General features: G+C 45.7%; 17 protein-coding genes and 1 riboswitch. Of the genes, 16 read left to right on the top strand and 1 reads right to left on the bottom strand.

The annotated features are described in order from the left end of the window. Nucleotides 1-306 precede the first annotated feature (306 nt). From DIJ65_RS07870 to DIJ65_RS07890, 5 genes are all read left to right on the top strand, one after another. Nucleotides 307-1,023 (top strand): response regulator transcription factor, encoded by a 717-nt coding sequence (locus tag DIJ65_RS07870; RefSeq protein WP_117300906.1) that lies wholly within the window; start codon nt 307-309, stop codon nt 1,021-1,023. Then, the gene (locus DIJ65_RS07875) at nt 1,016-2,797 is read left to right on the top strand and encodes an ATP-binding protein (protein ID WP_142836487.1); all 1,782 of its coding nucleotides are present in this window, start codon (nt 1,016-1,018) and stop codon (nt 2,795-2,797) included. Before DIJ65_RS07870 ends, DIJ65_RS07875 begins: the two co-directional genes overlap by 8 nt. Before the next feature lie 45 nt (nt 2,798-2,842). After that, nucleotides 2,843-3,376, top strand: a complete 534-nt coding sequence (gene sigX / locus DIJ65_RS07880) for an RNA polymerase sigma factor SigX (protein WP_071152484.1) — start codon at nt 2,843-2,845, stop codon at nt 3,374-3,376. Then, entirely contained in the window at nt 3,366-4,604 is a 1,239-nt protein-coding gene (locus DIJ65_RS07885; RefSeq protein WP_117300909.1) for a hypothetical protein, read from the top strand. The genes sigX and DIJ65_RS07885 overlap by 11 nt, the downstream gene beginning before the upstream one ends. Nucleotides 4,605-4,685: 81 nt before the next feature. Beyond that, a riboswitch (FMN riboswitch) is annotated at nt 4,686-4,819 on the top strand. A gap of 146 nt (nt 4,820-4,965) precedes the next feature. Beyond that, nucleotides 4,966-5,547 (top strand): ECF transporter S component, encoded by a 582-nt coding sequence (locus DIJ65_RS07890; RefSeq protein ID WP_117300911.1) that lies wholly within the window; start codon nt 4,966-4,968, stop codon nt 5,545-5,547. A 145-nt stretch (nt 5,548-5,692) separates the two neighbouring features. On the opposite strand, the gene DIJ65_RS07895 is transcribed toward DIJ65_RS07890, so the two are convergent. Then, entirely contained in the window at nt 5,693-5,944 is a 252-nt protein-coding gene (locus tag DIJ65_RS07895) for a ferredoxin (protein WP_117300980.1), read from the bottom strand. Nucleotides 5,945-6,051: 107 nt separating this feature from the next. Here DIJ65_RS07895 and DIJ65_RS07900 point away from each other — a divergent pair, with 107 nt between their 5' ends. The 11 genes from DIJ65_RS07900 to rpsA all read left to right on the top strand — a co-directional run bounded on the left by DIJ65_RS07900 (nt 6,052) and on the right by rpsA (nt 16,646). Then, entirely contained in the window at nt 6,052-7,074 is a 1,023-nt protein-coding gene (locus DIJ65_RS07900; RefSeq protein WP_117300913.1) for a YpbB family protein, read from the top strand. Next, on the top strand, nt 7,074-8,501 hold the full coding sequence (locus DIJ65_RS07905) for a RecQ family ATP-dependent DNA helicase (protein ID WP_117300916.1): 1,428 nt from the start codon (nt 7,074-7,076) through the stop codon (nt 8,499-8,501). Before DIJ65_RS07900 ends, DIJ65_RS07905 begins: the two co-directional genes overlap by 1 nt. Nucleotides 8,502-8,581: 80 nt before the next feature. Further along, nucleotides 8,582-9,262 carry a LysM peptidoglycan-binding domain-containing protein gene (locus DIJ65_RS07910; RefSeq protein WP_117300918.1) on the top strand — a complete coding sequence of 227 codons (681 nt, stop codon included), beginning with the start codon at nt 8,582-8,584 and terminating at the stop codon, nt 9,260-9,262. A gap of 63 nt (nt 9,263-9,325) precedes the next feature. Further along, nucleotides 9,326-9,955: a CBS domain-containing protein gene (locus DIJ65_RS07915; protein ID WP_117300920.1), complete on the top strand. Its 630-nt coding sequence runs from the start codon at nt 9,326-9,328 to the stop codon at nt 9,953-9,955. Between the two features lie 63 nt (nt 9,956-10,018). Beyond that, entirely contained in the window at nt 10,019-10,780 is a 762-nt protein-coding gene (locus tag DIJ65_RS07920; RefSeq protein WP_117300922.1) for a metallophosphoesterase, read from the top strand. A 35-nt stretch (nt 10,781-10,815) separates the two neighbouring features. Beyond that, a complete protein-coding gene (locus DIJ65_RS07925) occupies nt 10,816-11,832 on the top strand; it encodes a YpdA family putative bacillithiol disulfide reductase (RefSeq protein WP_260678692.1) in 1,017 nt (338 codons plus the stop codon). A 144-nt stretch (nt 11,833-11,976) separates the two neighbouring features. Beyond that, entirely contained in the window at nt 11,977-12,945 is a 969-nt protein-coding gene (locus DIJ65_RS07930; protein WP_117300926.1) for an asparaginase, read from the top strand. 81 nt (nt 12,946-13,026) lie between these two features. Next, nucleotides 13,027-13,707 carry a glutamic-type intramembrane protease PrsW gene (prsW, locus tag DIJ65_RS07935; RefSeq protein WP_117300928.1) on the top strand — a complete coding sequence of 227 codons (681 nt, stop codon included), beginning with the start codon at nt 13,027-13,029 and terminating at the stop codon, nt 13,705-13,707. 457 nt (nt 13,708-14,164) lie between these two features. Further along, complete coding sequence (gene cmk, locus DIJ65_RS07940; RefSeq protein ID WP_117300930.1) at nt 14,165-14,839, top strand: (d)CMP kinase; 675 nt, start codon at nt 14,165-14,167, stop codon at nt 14,837-14,839. A gap of 1 nt (nt 14,840) precedes the next feature. Beyond that, a complete protein-coding gene (locus DIJ65_RS07945; RefSeq protein WP_117300932.1) occupies nt 14,841-15,425 on the top strand; it encodes a lysophospholipid acyltransferase family protein in 585 nt (194 codons plus the stop codon). Between the two features lie 75 nt (nt 15,426-15,500). Next, a complete protein-coding gene (rpsA, locus tag DIJ65_RS07950; protein ID WP_117300934.1) occupies nt 15,501-16,646 on the top strand; it encodes a 30S ribosomal protein S1 in 1,146 nt (381 codons plus the stop codon). The last annotated feature ends 6 nt before the right edge of the window (nt 16,647-16,652 follow it).

The raw sequence follows: 16,652 nt of genomic DNA on the forward strand, positions 1-16,652 counted from the left end.
GTGCGCTTTATGCCAGTGCTCCTGCATCGCTTCGCTGCTTCGTCGCAAAGACTTAGCCTCGCAAGCGTCGGCTAATGTCTTCGAAGTTGTTTTGCGGAATATCGGCTACTTAAGTTATTTATTTCCACTTATTATATAGTTACTTTTTACAATAAAGAGAAAGCGGGTGGAGAAAATGCAATATTTTTCTCCGTCCGCTTTTCTGGTTTAAGCTGCTGCAATATATATAGAAGAAACCCATTTTCATTTATTTTTGGAAATGTTATCGGTACAATGGAAGAATAGAAGAAAGTTGGAGGGATTGCGATGTCTGAGGAAATTACAATTTTAGTTGTGGACGATGAGGAAAGGATCCGCAGATTATTAAAAATGTATCTCGAGCGGGAAGGTTATTTGGTAGAAGAAGCGGAAAATGGTGTGCAGGCCGTTGAGATGGCAACAGAAAAGGACTACCATTGTATCTTGTTGGATCTCATGATGCCAGAAAAAGACGGCATTGAAGTCACAAACGAATTGCGTGAAACGAAAATGACACCGATTATCATGCTGACTGCAAAAGGCGAAGAGGCAAACCGCGTGGAAGGCTTTGAATCCGGCGCGGATGATTATATCGTCAAGCCTTTCAGCCCGCGGGAAGTGGTGTTAAGGGTCAAAGCGATTCTTCGCCGGTCCTCCGCATATTCACCATCATCCAATTCGACCGTTTCAAAAGATCTCGTGGTATTCCCGCATCTGACAATTGATCATGATGCCCACCGCGTAACAGCGGATGGAACTGAAGTGAATCTGACACCGAAAGAGTATGAGTTGCTGTATTTTCTCGCGAAAGCCCCTGATAAGGTGTTTGACCGGGAGCATCTGCTGAAAGAAGTTTGGCATTATGATTTCTTCGGTGATCTGCGGACGGTGGACACCCATGTAAAGCGCTTGCGTGAAAAATTGAACCGGGTTTCCGAATCTGCCGCTAAAATGATTGTCACCGTGTGGGGAGTAGGATATAAATTCGAGGTCGGGAATGAATAGAATATGGAATAGTGTAGTCGGGAAGCTGTGGATCACCATACTGCTTCTCGTTTCCTTTGTCCTTTTTATTGTGACCGTGCTGCTGTTGGAATTCATGGGTAATTATCACTCGCAGACAGTGGAAGAAACACTTAATACTGAAGCTGCAACAATTGCCCGTATTTTCAATGACGACGCCAATCTGGAAATCTCCTTGAATATCATCGACGATATTCTCGGCCCTGAGACCAATGCGGTAATTGCAGAAGTTCCATATGAAAGCAGTTATTATTTGCATGATGGGATGAACGGCGAAGAGATCCGGGAGAAAATCCTTAACGAACAGGCTTTCCAGAAAGTGTTCGAAAGCGATGAAACGGTGATGAAACAAATGCTTCTCCCTTCTTTGACGGATGAAGACAGGATGGAATCATATATTGTTCTGGCAAGCCCTTTGCAGACGGGAGAAGAACTCCATGGTACCGTTTTTATTTACCAGTCTTTGGAGGTAATGGATCGGACAGCGGAAAGAACGACCAATATTGTATTCCTGTCTGCCTTCATTGCGTTGCTGCTGACAACATTTTTTGCATTTTTTCTTTCTTCCCGCATCACTTCTCCCCTGCGTAAAATGCGTGAAGGGGCATTTGAACTGGCAAAAGGAAACTTTGATACAAGGGTCAAATCCACTTCAAAATATGAAATCGGACAGTTGGCAACTGCATTTAACCAGATGGGGGCACAATTAAAGCATCATCTGGAAGTTATCAGCCAGGAAAAAGAACAATTATCAAGCATCCTGACATCAATGGCTGATGCTGTAATCACCTTCAATCAGGATAAGACGGTCCTATTGAGCAACCCGCCGGCAGAAAAACTGATGCAGTATTGGGTCCTCAAAAAAACAAATCCGGATGGCAAACCTTTGCCCTCCGAACTTGTGCATATGCTTGACCACGTTCTGCATTTTGAAGAAGAAGTCGAAGAGGAGCTCGAAATTGAAGGTGCTTATTACGCCATTTCTTTCAGCCCATTGTACAGCGGTGAATCAGTGCGCGGTGCTGTAGCCGTTCTTCACAATATGACCGAGCAGCATGAACTTGAAAAACTTCGGGAAGATTTTATCGCTAATGTTTCCCATGAATTGCGAACTCCGATCGCCATGCTGCAGGGGTATAGTGAAGCACTTCTGGACGATGTGGGAACGACTGAAGAAGAGGGCAGGGAAATGACGAAAATTATTTATGAGGAATCACAGAGAATGGGGCGCCTCGTTACCGATCTGCTGAATTTGGCAAGGCTGGAGTCCGGCCAGATGAGGCTTTATAAAACTGTTGTCCAATTGAACGGTGTTATTGAGCGTATGACGTTGAAATTCTCGCAGGCTGCAAAAGAAGCGGGAGTGGAATTGCTGTTCGAAACAACAATCAGCGACTGGAGTGCCGCAGAACTTGATGAAGACCGGATTGAACAGGTGATGACAAATTTAATCGATAACGCGCTGCGCCATACACCGGAAGGCGGAACGGTGATTGTCAGAGCAGAGGAACAGGGCAAGTTCGCCAAAATTTCCGTTAATGACACCGGGTCGGGTATCCCGCCTGAGGATATGGCTTTTGTCTTTGAAAGGTTCTATAAAGCGGATAAGGCACGGACACTCGGCAAAGGCGGTACTGGTCTGGGCTTGGCAATAGCAAGCAATATTATAAAAGCACACGATGGAATGATCGATGTTGAAAGCGAGCTCGGGCAAGGGACTTCTTTCTATTTCCTTCTCCCATTAAAAAAGATGTAACTTTATTCGACATAAAACGACTAATTTTAAGAACGGGGGGAGTACATGAATGACTCCGTTTTCCACAGGCTATATGACCAGTATCACCAGGACGTTTTTCAGTTCCTGATTTATTTGGTCAAGAACCGCCATATCGCAGAAGATCTTATGCATGAAGTGTATATCCGGGTTTTCAGGGCATATGACCGGTTTGAGGGGAAGAGTACAGAAAAAACCTGGCTTTTCTCCATCGCAAAAAATGTAGCAATCGATCATTTCCGTAAAGCTTCTGTCAGGCAGAAGCATTCGATGGAACACTTCGATTGGGAAACGCAGCAATTGACCTCTTCTGAGCGCTTGCCGGAAGAAATATCTTTGTTGAATGAGGATAAGCTCTCATTATATAAAGCATTGGATACTTGCACAGGTGACCAGAAAATGGTCGTCATCATGCGCTTCTTCCAGGATTTGTCCATAGTTGAAACTGCCGATATCCTTGGATGGACGGAAGGGAAAGTCAAAACGACCCAGCACCGGGCCATCAAATCCCTGCGCCAAAAATTATCTGCGAAGGAAGGGGGATTGCAAAATGCCGAATAACAAATGGGATGAAGAAAACATCGAAAATTTGTTAAAGGATTTCCCCGCTATAAAAGATGAACGATCAAAAGAAGATGTTTATAAATGCCTTAAACAGGCGCGCAAACCACAGAAAAAGACGAGGCACTGGATTCCCTATTTAGTTGCAGCGCTGGCATTTATCACATTTGGTGTCCTGTTGGCTTCCATGCTCGGACAAAACAGCAACGACAGCGCTTTTGAAATGAGCAGCTCTGAAGGTGAAGGTGCCGAAGAAAGCATGGCCGAAAGCGGAGATGCCAATTCAGCTGCTGTCGAAGAAAGTGCAGGGGATGAAGCGGAAACGGCCGTAACAGATTCATCTGAAACAACGGATTCAGAAGAAGGTTCTGAAGCAGTCACCTCTGCGGAAAATACTGGCGAAGAGGCAGAGTTGTCCCTGTATGCCGACCAACTCGATGGAATGTCCCTTTTCACAATCGGACTTACGGAGAATGCGGTGGTGATTCCGGTTTCTTTCGTGCTTTGGGATGACAGGCTGCAGGAGGATTTTGGCACAACTGAAGTGGATGCGGCCCAACTCTATAACCGCTATGCAGCTGAAATAGATGAAGAAGCTTTAGGGTTTGAAGATTATCATCCATACAGCGGTACGGTCACGCGGACTGATGAAGGGATCGAACATGTTCTGCCGCAAAATCATGACTACGATATGGCTTCGGCGTCGATGACTGTCTATTTCAATTCACTGGCAGCCACGTTCGCTGATGCAGCTGAAATTTCAAGTATTGATGAATCCGGAAACCCTGCGAACTTTGATCAGGTGGGACCGGTGGAACCAATCGATCCCGCAGCGCAGAGGATTGCTTATTATTCCTATACGGCGACCACTGGAAATCCCTACCTCGTTCCGGGCTATAATATGCCGCACGAGACAGCAGTCGAAGCTCTAAATGCGATGAAGACGTCTCCAAATGATCTATATGGTTCATTAATACCGGCTGGCTTGGATTATACGGTTTCTGAAACGGAAGGGACGGTTACAGTCGAGTTTAACGAAACAGTTGATTTCGATTCTTATGGATATCAGGAAGTGATGCGCATGATTGAAGGGATGTCACTTGCCGCTGATTCATTCGGCAAAGAACTTATGTTGGAGAATACCGCTGCGAATAGTTGGGGCAGATTTGATTTTTCTGAACCCCTGCCGGTTCCGGCAGGCATAAACGTAAAGGACTTTAATAGCTGAAGGGAAGGTGCATTGTAAGCATAGCTGTTTACAATGCACCTTTTTTCGATTATCATTATTTTGTAATCCAATAAAATATCGATTCATCTTCGGGGCAGGGTGCAAGTCCCTACCGGCGGTAATTGAACTCCTGTTCATAAGCCCGCGAGCCGTAAAACGCAGGATTTGGTGAGACTCCAAAGCCGACAGTATAGTCTGGATGGGAGAAGGTGAAGGTGCGGATGTGTGTCGTTTACTGCAAACGGTATGCTTTATTCAGTGTGCCTTATCTCCCTTAAGTGTTTTTGCGCTTGAGGGTTTTTGTATGTAAACACATGTTCCAAGCCTTTCTTCTGGTGAATCACGACAAGGAGAGAGGAATATGAAGAACAAAAAATTACAGTCGATGATTGTAATCGGAATGTTGAGCAGTATTTCATTTATATTGATGCTTTTCAACTTCCCACTGCCTGCATTGCCGGCATTTTTAAAAGTGGATTTCAGTGATGTACCGGCGTTGATTGCCGCAATCACGATGGGACCGGTAGCCGGTATACTCGTGGCGTTTTTCAAAAATGCATTGGATTGGCTTTTCCAGGGAAGCCCTACAGGCGTTCCGGTCGGCCATTTGGCGAATTTCGCAACGAGCATCTTATTTTTCATGCCGGTGTACTGGATATACCGCAGAATATCGACTAAAAAAGGAATGGCAATCGGTCTGGCTGCGGGTACGCTGACGATGGCAATCGGCATGAGCGTACTGAATTACCTGGTCTTTCTTCCGATGTACACGTACTTCCTGAATATGCCTGCTCAAACGGGCAACGCATTGTTCGGCACCATCGTTCTTGGTATATTGCCGTTCAATTTGATCAAAGGGGCTTTATTGACGTTTGTGGTCCTGTTGATGTTCAGCAGTATGCACAGATGGATTGAAAAGCAGCGAATGTTCTATCAGTCTTAACGACACCAATAAAATGAAATTTCTATGAGCCCAAACGCATAAAAGCCAGTGTAAGAAAGCAATCGCTTTTTTACACTGGCTTTTTTCTGCTTCTAAAATAAATGCCCGCGAGATTTTTTCCCGGGGCAATTATGCAGATTGTCTATCAGTCTTCATATTTTAATGGATCGCCTTCAAACGGTGTGTCCGAAACTTTGATGGAATCAGTTGGACAGCCTTCGAATGCATCTTCCATATCTTCTTCCAATTCATCTGGAACTTGGGTATTTCCCGTGTTATCATCTAGGATAACAAACGCGATTCCTTCATCATCATAATCGTAAATATCAGGTGCCGCAGCTCCGCAGGCGCCACAGGCGATACAAGTATCTTTATCGACAATGGTATACTTAGCCATAATCATATTCCTCTCCTTTATCTCCGAACTAGTTCAGTTATACTCTCGTATTCATTCTAAAGGTGTTTGATCAGTTTTTCAACCAAAAACCGCTAGGGGGCGCAGTCTTGTTATTTGAAGATATTCTTATCAAAATTTTAAACGCTGTTGATGGCGAGCGGACGATTTCTTCCCCCTACCATCTGGTGAAAGGGAAAAAATCGGGCCAGACATTACAGGATATCGGCTATTATAAACTCTATCCTTTTTTCGGGCTTCTGCCCCGACTCCAAAAAAAGGACTACGATCAGGCTGTGCAAAATCTCTTCGACAAAGGGATGATTGTGATCGACGGCCAGGTCGTCCGTGTCACGGAAAAATCCCGCAGCCAAAATTCCGGACCGACCCTATTGAATGGTTGGAAATTCCGGGGGAATGAACGATTATTCATGTCCCGTTTGTCTCTCATTGTCCAGACCCTGTCACATATCCATCAGAACAGCAGGGTTTTCGATCCCGTGGTCATCGCAGAGGATACACAGCGATGGGTAAAAGCCTACCTCCAAAGGATCGATTATCGAAATGTGGAAAACTGCCGAAAGTTCAAAAATGAAATTGCCGGGAGCCTGGCGGCGGTCGAAGTTGCCGACCAGCAAAAAATGGTCGTGCTGCAGCGCCTTTCCGGATACAAGCTTGGCGGCATGACGTGGGAACAGATTTCCAGACAAAATGGCTATGGCATCATCGATGTTCAACTGCAGGCGATTGAAACCCTGCATGGGTGGATGCAAACGGTCGAAGCCGGGAGTTTTCCAATGCTGCAAGACCTGCTTGAAGGAGTCATTCAGCAGTCGTCGTTGACAGAGACGGCAAAACGGACAGAAAGTTATTTCAAAAGCGGCCGGACTCTTGAGGAAATTGCGGCTTTACGGGGATTGAAGACCAGTACGATTGAAGATCATTTTGTCGAATTGGCGATGAATGATCCCAGCTTCGATATCTTCGCCTTTATGGAAAAGCCCCGCTTGGACAAAATTACCACGGTCAGCCAAGATCAAAAAACAAAAAGGCTCAGGGATATCAAAGAAAAAGTTCCGGAAGCAACCTATTTTCAAATCAGGCTGGCATTGGCTGCGAAGGGGGAAACTTGATGGATCTTGAAAAAACACTGTTAAACACTTATGGCTTTACTTCCTTCCGTCCCGGCCAGAAAGAAGTGATCGAAAAAATTCTTTCCGGACAGGATGTCATCGCACTCCTTCCGACAGGGATGGGCAAATCGATGTGCTATCAACTTCCTGCGCATCTGCTCGAAGGAAGCGTCCTGATCGTTTCGCCTTTGCTCTCCCTGATGCAGGACCAGGTAGCCCAGTTGAAGAAAATGGGGGAAAAGTCGGTCACTGCCATCAACTCATTTCTGGACCCGCAGGAACGCACAAACGTACTGAACAATCTTGGCAGTTACCGCTTTATCTTTATCTCCCCCGAGATGCTTGTCCAGCCTTATATCAAGAAAAAGCTGCAAGGCATACACATTTCTTTGCTGGTTGCTGATGAAGCTCATTGCATATCGCAATGGGGATTCGATTTCCGCCCGGATTATTTGCGTATTGCGGAAATTTTGCCGGTTCTCAAGCATCCCAGGGTACTGGCATTGACCGCTACTGCGACCGCCAAAGTCACATCAGAAATCATAAAGTATCTGGAAATAGTTGATCCTTTTATATATAGCCACCCGATGGACAGAAGAAACATTGCCTATGATATCCAAAAATTCAATAGCGGCAATGAAAAACTTAAATGGCTGACTCGCTTCGTGACAACCAATGGAGGGGCTGGGATCATTTACGCCGGGACCCGCAAAAAGTCACAGGAATTATCAGGTTTGCTGAATCAGGCGGGAATTCGGTCTGCATACTACCATGGCGGCATGGAGCACCAGGACCGGATTTTTGTCCAGCAGCAATTTCAAAATGGTGAACTGGATTGGGTCTGTTCCACAAATGCATTTGGCATGGGCGTACACATTCCCGATATACGACACGTAATTCATTTTCAGGTTCCGACATCCATCGAAGGTTATGTTCAGGAAGTGGGAAGAGCGGGAAGAGACGGCAGCCCGGCGCTCGCCACGCTGCTCTATGCCACAGGCGATGAAGAGCTTCTCGAAAGCCTGGTGCTTGATGATCTCCCAAACCGAAACGAAATCAGGGAAATCTATCAAAGTGAAAACGGCGGTGCTCAATTGGTCGAACAGGGCATTGTCAGAGAAACATCATTCAAGGTGATTTCCTACTGGAAAAATTTGTTGACAGAAAAAGAAACTATCCGTCAAATCGAAAGGCAAAAAATTGAGAAAATACTACAAACAGCCAAGATGAAAAAATTGGTGAAAATAGACAGCTGCATCAGAGAATACCTGCTCGAATGTTTCGATCAGCACCTGGAGAACCGCCCAGTTAATTGCTGTATCAACGAAGGATTGGATTACAGCGACTTTTTGGGGCGCAGCAAACAGAGTGCACTTGCGGTCCCGGATACATGGGAAAGTCGATTGAACGCTATTTTGTTATGCTAATTATGTATTATTATGGCATTTACAAATGGGACTTTTTTCGTCATAATAAAGTTATTAGCTAAGATTGGGGTAATTTGCGAATGGATAAAAGAAACTATCGGGATTCCTTGGAAAAAGATCGCCAGGAAATCAATGCAGAAGGCATTTCTGGCATGTCACGGAGAGCGCAGCGGCAAACGGGCAAGCAAAAATCCCAGAAGCGCAAAAATCTTTTATTGCCGGCACTATTCTTTATTTTCATCCTTATTCCGGTAACTATCTTAATTTATGTAGCTTTTATTTTTGAACCGGATGATACCTTGCTTGGAGCGGAAAATGAAAACGAAGTCAGCTTTGAAAATGTTTCAACATCTGAAGAATCGGCAGTATTGGTCCCTGAAGAAACAGAGGAGGACGTGGCTGAAGAAACAGAAGAAGTAAGAGATGATGAGGAAACCATTGTAACAGAGGTGAAAACAGAAGAAAAAGCTGAAGAAGCCGAAGAAACTGTAGAGGAAGAAACTCCTGCAGAAAGTGAAACGCCTGCTGAACAGGAAGCTCCTGCCGAGGAATCACCGGTTGTGGAAGCCCCTGAAGAGTCTTCTGATACTTCGAATGCAGTAACGAAAACGGTGATCGTGCAAGAGAATGAAACTTTGTACAGAATAGCCGTCAATAACTACGGTGCTTCCGGAGCCGGGGCAGCGGTCGAAAAGATTAAACAGGCCAACAGCTTAAGTTCCAATGAAATATATGTCGGACAAAAGTTAATCCTGCCTTAATAGAGGGTATCCGTTAGAGTCAGCAGGAATTGTTGAGTTAAACAAATAGACAGGAGTGAGCGAATGTTCGTAAAAAGCGCAATGATCAAAAAAGAAAAATGTTACACAGTCAAGCCCGGTGATTCTGTTCAAGTCGGATTGGATTTACTGGAAAAATATTCTGTGGATGCATTGCCGGTAGTCGATGGCAACAAATTTAAAGGCATTTTTACCTGGTACCATGCATATCAAGCGTTCTTCAATGCAGGAAAGAGCAAGGAAGAATACATAAATACAACCAAAATCAGCGACGTTATGGTGAACGGGGATGTTTACCTGAGTCTCGATGACGTTTATGAGAAAGCTTTGGTTGAATTGAGCGACTTTCCGATTATTGCAGTTGTGGAAGAAGGGGAATTCCTCGGTATCGTCACACGCTTCGATCTGGTGAACCAGTTGCAGAGTGCTTTCGGGATGAAGAAATCCGGTTATCGGATCACCTTCACTTCCGTGGAATCAGAAGGCCGGATTGGACGGCTGGGCGAGCTGATCGAAAAATTCAAAGAATCGGTCATTTCGTTGGTGACTTTTGATGAAACCGATAAAGTTGTGCGCAGAATTGTCCTGAAAATCCGGAAAAAAGATAATGTTGATAAATTCGTCAAGGAACTTGAGAAATCCGGATTCCGTGTACTGGATATTTCAGAGGATTAATAGGAAAATAAAAGGCATAAGCAGAAATTGCTTATGCCTTTTATTGATTGGAGGAGCAAGGTTTTGAAATTTGTTTTTCGCACGGGAATTGCGGCGGCTGCGCTGCTTCTTTTTATGTTCAGAAATGCACATAAGATCCAAAAGGAACACCATGCGCTCACGCTGGAAACCACAAATGGCTTTCGCCCGTTCCGGCTGGTTTTTATTGCAGATATACACAGAAAAAAACTCCCTTTAAATTTCCTGGATTTCCCACTGGATGCAATCATAATCGGTGGAGACCTCACTGAACAGGGAGTACCGCTCAAGAGGACTGCAGACAACTTGAAGATATTGACGGACGCGGCACCTGTTTTTTTCATCTGGGGCAACAATGACAGGGAAGTGGGGGAGTGGAAACTGCGAAGATTATTGGCTCATTTCCATGTAAAAGTCATGGACAACGAGTCTGTTGAATTATTCGGCAACCCCCATTTGAAGCTGGTGGGCATCGACTATTTCAGCGAAACTGAAGACAAGTTTGAAAAAGCGTTCTCCCAGGTGATGCCTGAAGATACGGTGATATTCGCTTCCCACACTCCCTCCGTTTTCAAATTTTTGCGCAGTGAAGGAAGAGCGGGTTTTCTAATGGCCGGCCATACACATGGCGGCCAGATCAGGCTGGGAAAAATTGGGCTTTACAGGAAAGGAAGCATGAGAAAGTTTGGCTCTTCATATGAACTTGTCACCAATGGCATCGGCACTACATCATTACCTTTGCGGTTAGGTGCGGAAGCACAATACCATATTATGGATATTGAACCGCGATATAATAGTGGTCGGTAGTGACTGATATTGACAGGGAATTATTTTATGCTTAAATGGAAAAGAAATGTAACAGGCAGGAGTTGGCTCTAATGGAAAAGACAGACGTCGTCATTATCGGCGGTGGCCCTTGCGGCCTTTCCGCCGCTATCGAAATAAAGAAAACAGGAATGCAGGCGGTAGTAATCGAGAAAGGCAACGTGGTCAACGCTATTTATAAATATCCGACCCACCAAACTTTCTTCAGCTCAAGTGAACGATTGTCGATTGGGGACATCCCCTTTATAACGGAAGAAAGAAAGCCAAAAAGAAATCAGGCGCTTGTTTATTACCGAAATGTTGTCACGATGAGCGGTATTGATGTGAGAGCTTATGAAACGGCATTATCAGTAGAAAAGGAAGATGGATTCATCGTCACTACAACGAAAGGCGTCTACCACTCAAAATATCTGGTGGCGGCGACAGGATATTATGATCAGCCGAATGTGCTGGAAGTTGAAGGGGCGGAACTGCCAAAAGTAATGCATTATTTCAAGGAAGGGCATCCTTATTTCAATCAGGATGTCCTGGTGATCGGGGGTAAGAATTCAGCTGTGGATGCCGCGCTGGAATTGCATAAAGCCGGCAGCCGGGTCACTGTTTCCTATCATGGGACCAGTTATTCCAAGAGCATCAAACCATGGATTCTGCCTGAGTTTGATGGCCTGGTCCGGAATGGCGAAATTCGGATGCTGTTCGATTCCATGGTTGACCGGATAACAGAAGATACGGTTGAACTTACGGCAGACGACAGGAAAGAATTCATCAGGAACGATTTTGTTTTTGCAATGATCGGCTATCATCCGAACCATGAATTCCTGCAAAGCATGGGCATCGGGATAGATCCGGCCACTGGGCGTCCGGAATTTGATGAAAAGTCCATGGAAACCGGAGTGGAAGGCCTTTTTATCGCCGGAGTTATCGCAGCCGGCAATAATGCCAATGAAATCTTCATTGAAAACGGCCGCTTTCATGGCCAGCAGATTGCAGCAGCGATCCGTGCGAAGGAATTGGGGCAACAGGAAAAGCGGTGAGATCGGTTGAACTGAAGAATCTTACTGGCCATAATGCTTCGGCACTGGGAGGAATAATGGCTGCTGCAGATTATCAATTCGACTTATATAGTAGTAGAAGCAGGTGAATATCCGTTTAATAAGCATCGAAGGGAGTTTCATATTATGAAGAAAAAAGTATCATTGATTACTACGGGAGGCACAATTGCCAGCCGTGAAGTTTCAAAAGGCCTGCTGAAGTCCGGTGCAATCTCCGGAAAAGAGCTGGCGGAACTGTGCCAGCTTCCTGATGACATCGAAGTTAAAGTGATAGATATTTTCCAGCTGCCGAGCATGCATATCGGTTTTGAACAGATGCAGGAACTCCAGAAAGCTGTCGAACTGGAATTTCAGGATCCCTCAGTAAGCGGGATCGTCGTGACTCACGGAACCGATACACTTGAGGAAACCGCTTTTTTCGTTGATTTAACAATAGATGACAGCCGGCCTGTAGTGGTCACGGGATCCCAGCGCGCACCGGAGGAAGTCGGCACGGATGTGTATTCGAATTTGCGGAACTCAATAAATGCGGCGGTTGATCAAACACTTCATAACGTTGGAACTGTTGTTGTTTTCAATGAAAGGATCTATTCGGCAAAATATGTAAAAAAAGTGCATTCGAGCAATCTTCAGGGGTTTGATTCTTTCGGGCATGGCTATCTGGGGATTATTGACAACGACAAAGTCAGAGTCTATCAAAAACCGATTTACCGTGAAATACATAAGCTTACAGCTGGTTTGCCGCGAGTGGATATCATCAAATGCCATTCGGGCCAGGATGGCTATATGATCGACATGCTCGTACAGGGAGGGACCTCAGGGATCGTCCTGGAGGCTGCCGGAAGGGGGCAGGTTTCACCGGATATGGTTGGCTCCATTGCACGGGCAGTGGCAGCAGGGGTGGTTGTCATATTGACAACAAGTGCAGAGGAAGGGAATGTGTACCCATCTTACGGTTATCCCGGCAGTGCCCACGATTTAATGGCAAAAGGGGTCCTTCTCGGAAGTGATTATGACAGCAAAAAAGCACGTATCAAGTTGGCGGTTGTGCTGGCATCTTCCGGAAGAGTGGATGAACTGACATTTTCCGTCTGATTTCCCCATTTCTTAAAACTGGGTAAATTCTCCTGAGGCACCGTGGTATACTGAAAATACTATGAGCAAAGGAGCATCACGATGATAATTTTATTAACAGCAGCGATCGCTCCCAGCCTGGCATTATTCAGTTATTTTTATCTGCGGGACCAGTTTTCACAGGAGCCATCAAAATTATTATTCCAAAGCTTCGTTTACGGCGCTGTATTGACATTTCCCATACTGTTCCTGCAATTTGTGTTCAAGGAGGAAGAAGTATTCAGCAGTATATTCGCCTCGTACATTTTTTTCCCAAGTATCATAGAAGAGTTTTTTAAATGGCTGGTTTTGCTGATCGCCATTTTCAGACATGTGGATTTTGAAGATCCCTATGACGGTATATTATACGGTGCGAGTGTATCGTTGGGATTTGCAACGATTGAAAATATACTGTATTTGCTGGAATTCGGGACGGATATCGCTTTTATCAGGGCCCTGTTGCCGGTTTCAAGCCATGCATTATTCGGTGTGGTGATGGGCTATTATCTCGGAAAAGCCAAATTTTCCCACGAGGGCGTCGAACATAAGTGGTTGTTTCTTGCATTGTTCATCCCGTTTGTCCTTCATGTCCTTTATAACGCCAGCCTCTTTTTCAATGATAATTTCCTGGCGGGGGCCGCTCCTTTTATGCTGTTCCTTTGGTGGTTCGGCTTAAGGAAAGTAAAGCAGGCCCATTTGCTGTCGCTGTCACATTACCATCAGCAAAATTCCAAAATGCCCTGAAGTTCCAGCCGGAAACATTCGGCCCGGAGATTTCGGGCATTTTTCTTTGTCTGATCTCCGGCGGCCTGATTCTCAGATTATAAGTCACTAAAGTGCTCCTGCATCGCTCCGCTGCTTCGTCGCAAGAGATGGCCCTAAAAATATGGCCATCTCTCGCAGTCGCTTTTCTTTGTCCAGACTCCAGCGGCCCAGTCCCTCGAGACGCTTCGGTCTTGGCCGCAATGACAAAGGACGCCATTACATCCAAGCCCTCCAGCGCTTGTCGGGACTGAACGGGCGCTGTCGCTTTTCTTTGTCCAGACTCCAGCGGCCCAGTCCCTCGAGAGGCTTCGGTCTTGGCCGCAATGGCAAAGGACGCCATTACATCCAAGCCCTCCAGCGCTTGTCGGGACTGAACGGGCGCTGTCGCTTTTCTTATGTTAAAATATGTTGAATACATATGATGAGGTGACTTTTTTTGACGAAAACAATTCAAATAGCGCTCGACGGCCCAGCAGCGGCCGGCAAGAGCACAATTGCAAAAATAGTGGCAGAAAAACTGGGCTACGTCTATATTGATACAGGAGCAATGTACCGTGCCATCACATTAAAGGCATTGGATGCCGGGATCGATTTGGCGAGCAGCGAAGAGACCGGCAGGCTGCTGATGGATACAAAAATTGATTTGCAGCCCTCCCCAGCAGGCCAACTGGTTTTCCTGGACGGCAAAAACGTGACAGAAGACATCCGTTCAGAAGCTGTGACAAAGTCGGTATCACAAATTGCCTCGCATGAATCCGTCCGGAAACAGATGGTTGAGCTGCAGCAACAGCTTGCATCCGGAAGAGGCGTCGTGATGGATGGCCGCGATATCGGCACGCACGTATTGCCGGATGCTGAACTGAAAGTATTCATGTCCGCAACGGTTGCCGAACGTGCAAGGCGCCGGTATGAAGAAAATAACAAAAGGGGCTTCAAAACCCCACTTGAAGATTTGCAGAAGGAAATTGCTGCGCGCGATAAAATGGACAGCGAAAGGGAAGTTTCCCCGCTGCGCCAAGCCGAAGATGCTCTGTACCTTGATACGACCAACCTGACAATCGAGCAGGCGGCAACAGACATTTTAAAATTAGCGGAAGAAAGGTTGAACTGATGTGAATTTATATACATTTGGAAAAGCATTGGTCAAAACGGCGTTAACCCCTCTGTACCGGTTTGAAGTGCTGGGGACGGAAAAGTTTCCGAAAGAGGGCGGAATCCTTCTTTGTTCAAATCATATCCACGCACTTGATCCGCCGGTAGTGGGGATGACTTCCCCTCGGACTGTGCACTTCATGGCAAAAGAAGAATTATTTAAATTGCCGGTTCTCGGCCGGCTTCTGCCGCAGGTCAACGCGTTTCCGGTCAAACGGGGAATGAGCGACAGGGAAGCATTGCGGAGTGCACTTCGAATTCTGAAGAACGGCGATGTGGTCGGATTATTTCCGGAAGGGACCAGATCAACAGACGGGGTATTGAAAAAAGGGTTGAGCGGTGCCGGCTTTTTTGCGCTGAGAGGCAATGCCGATGTGATGCCATGTGCCATAATCGGGCCTTACAAGCCGTTCCGCAAAGTAAAAGTGATCTACGGCGACCCGGTTCTTATGGAGCCATACCGTGAACGGAAAGCTTCAGCAGAAGAAGTGACAGCGGTAATCATGGCAAGCATCCAGCAACTTCTTGACGAAAACACAAAATAATAAGGGTTAATTTTTGTTTTTATTAGAGAATTCGAATAAAATAGAAATTGGATAGTTTGTGAAGGAGGGCTACTTATGTCTGAGGAAATGAACGCGATGGAAAACAGTGAGTTCCAAACTGGAGATCACGTTAAGGGTACAGTTGCTAAAATTGAAGAAAAAGCGGTAACCGTAACAATCGAAGGTGCTCCTTTTGAGGGAGTTATTCCAATCAGTGAGTTATCGAGCCTCCACATTGAAAAAGCGTCGGATTCAGTTCAGGTTGGAGACATACTTGATCTGGTGATTACGAAAGTGGAAGACGAAAACTTTGTTTTATCCAAACGCAAAGTGGATGCCGAACAAGCATGGGGAGAACTGGAAGAGAAATTCAATTCCGGTGAAATCATCGAAGCGGAAGTAAAGGACGTCGTTAAGGGTGGACTTGTAGTCGACCTGGGTGTCCGCGGATTCGTTCCGGCTTCGCTGGTGGAAGATTATTTTGTCGAATCGTTCGAAGATTACAAAGGCAGAGTAATGACTTTTAAAATAGTAGAGATGGAAAAAGAGAATAATCGTTTGATTCTTTCTCACCGCGCCGTTGTGGAGAAAGAAAAAGAATCCCATAAAGTTGAAGTGATGGAAAAAATTGAAGCTGGTGACGTGATCAAAGGAAAAGTCCAGCGTATCGCTTCATTTGGAGCGTTTGTGGATATTGGCGGAGTGGACGGGCTAGTCCATATCTCCCAGCTTTCCCATGAGCATATCGACCAGGTGTCGGATGCAGTCACTGAAGGGCAGGAAGTTACTGTTAAAGTGCTTTCGGTGGACCGCGATGCGGAACGCATTTCACTCTCCATCAAAGATACATTGCCGGGACCGTGGGATTCGATTGAAGATAAAGCGCCAAAAGGTTCAGTCCATACGGGCAAGGTGAAACGTCTTGTAAGTTACGGTGCTTTTGTTGAAGTTCTCCCTGGTGTTGAGGGGCTTGTGCATATTTCTCAAATCGCCCACAAACACGTCGCTACACCCAATGAGGTGCTCAGCGAAGGTGATGAAGTTCAGGTGAAAGTGCTGGACGTCAATAAAGAAGATAAACGCCTGTCATTGAGTATCAAGGAACTTCAGGAAAAAGAAGCTGAACATGATTTCTCCGATTATGAAATGCCGGAAGAATCCAGCGGCTTCTCCATCAGCGACGTTATCGGCGATAAATTGAAAGGATTCAAATCCGAGTAGATGTCG

The organism is Planococcus salinarum (assembly GCF_007004625.1).
GTDB classification, from domain to species: domain Bacteria; phylum Bacillota; class Bacilli; order Bacillales_A; family Planococcaceae; genus Planococcus; species Planococcus salinarum.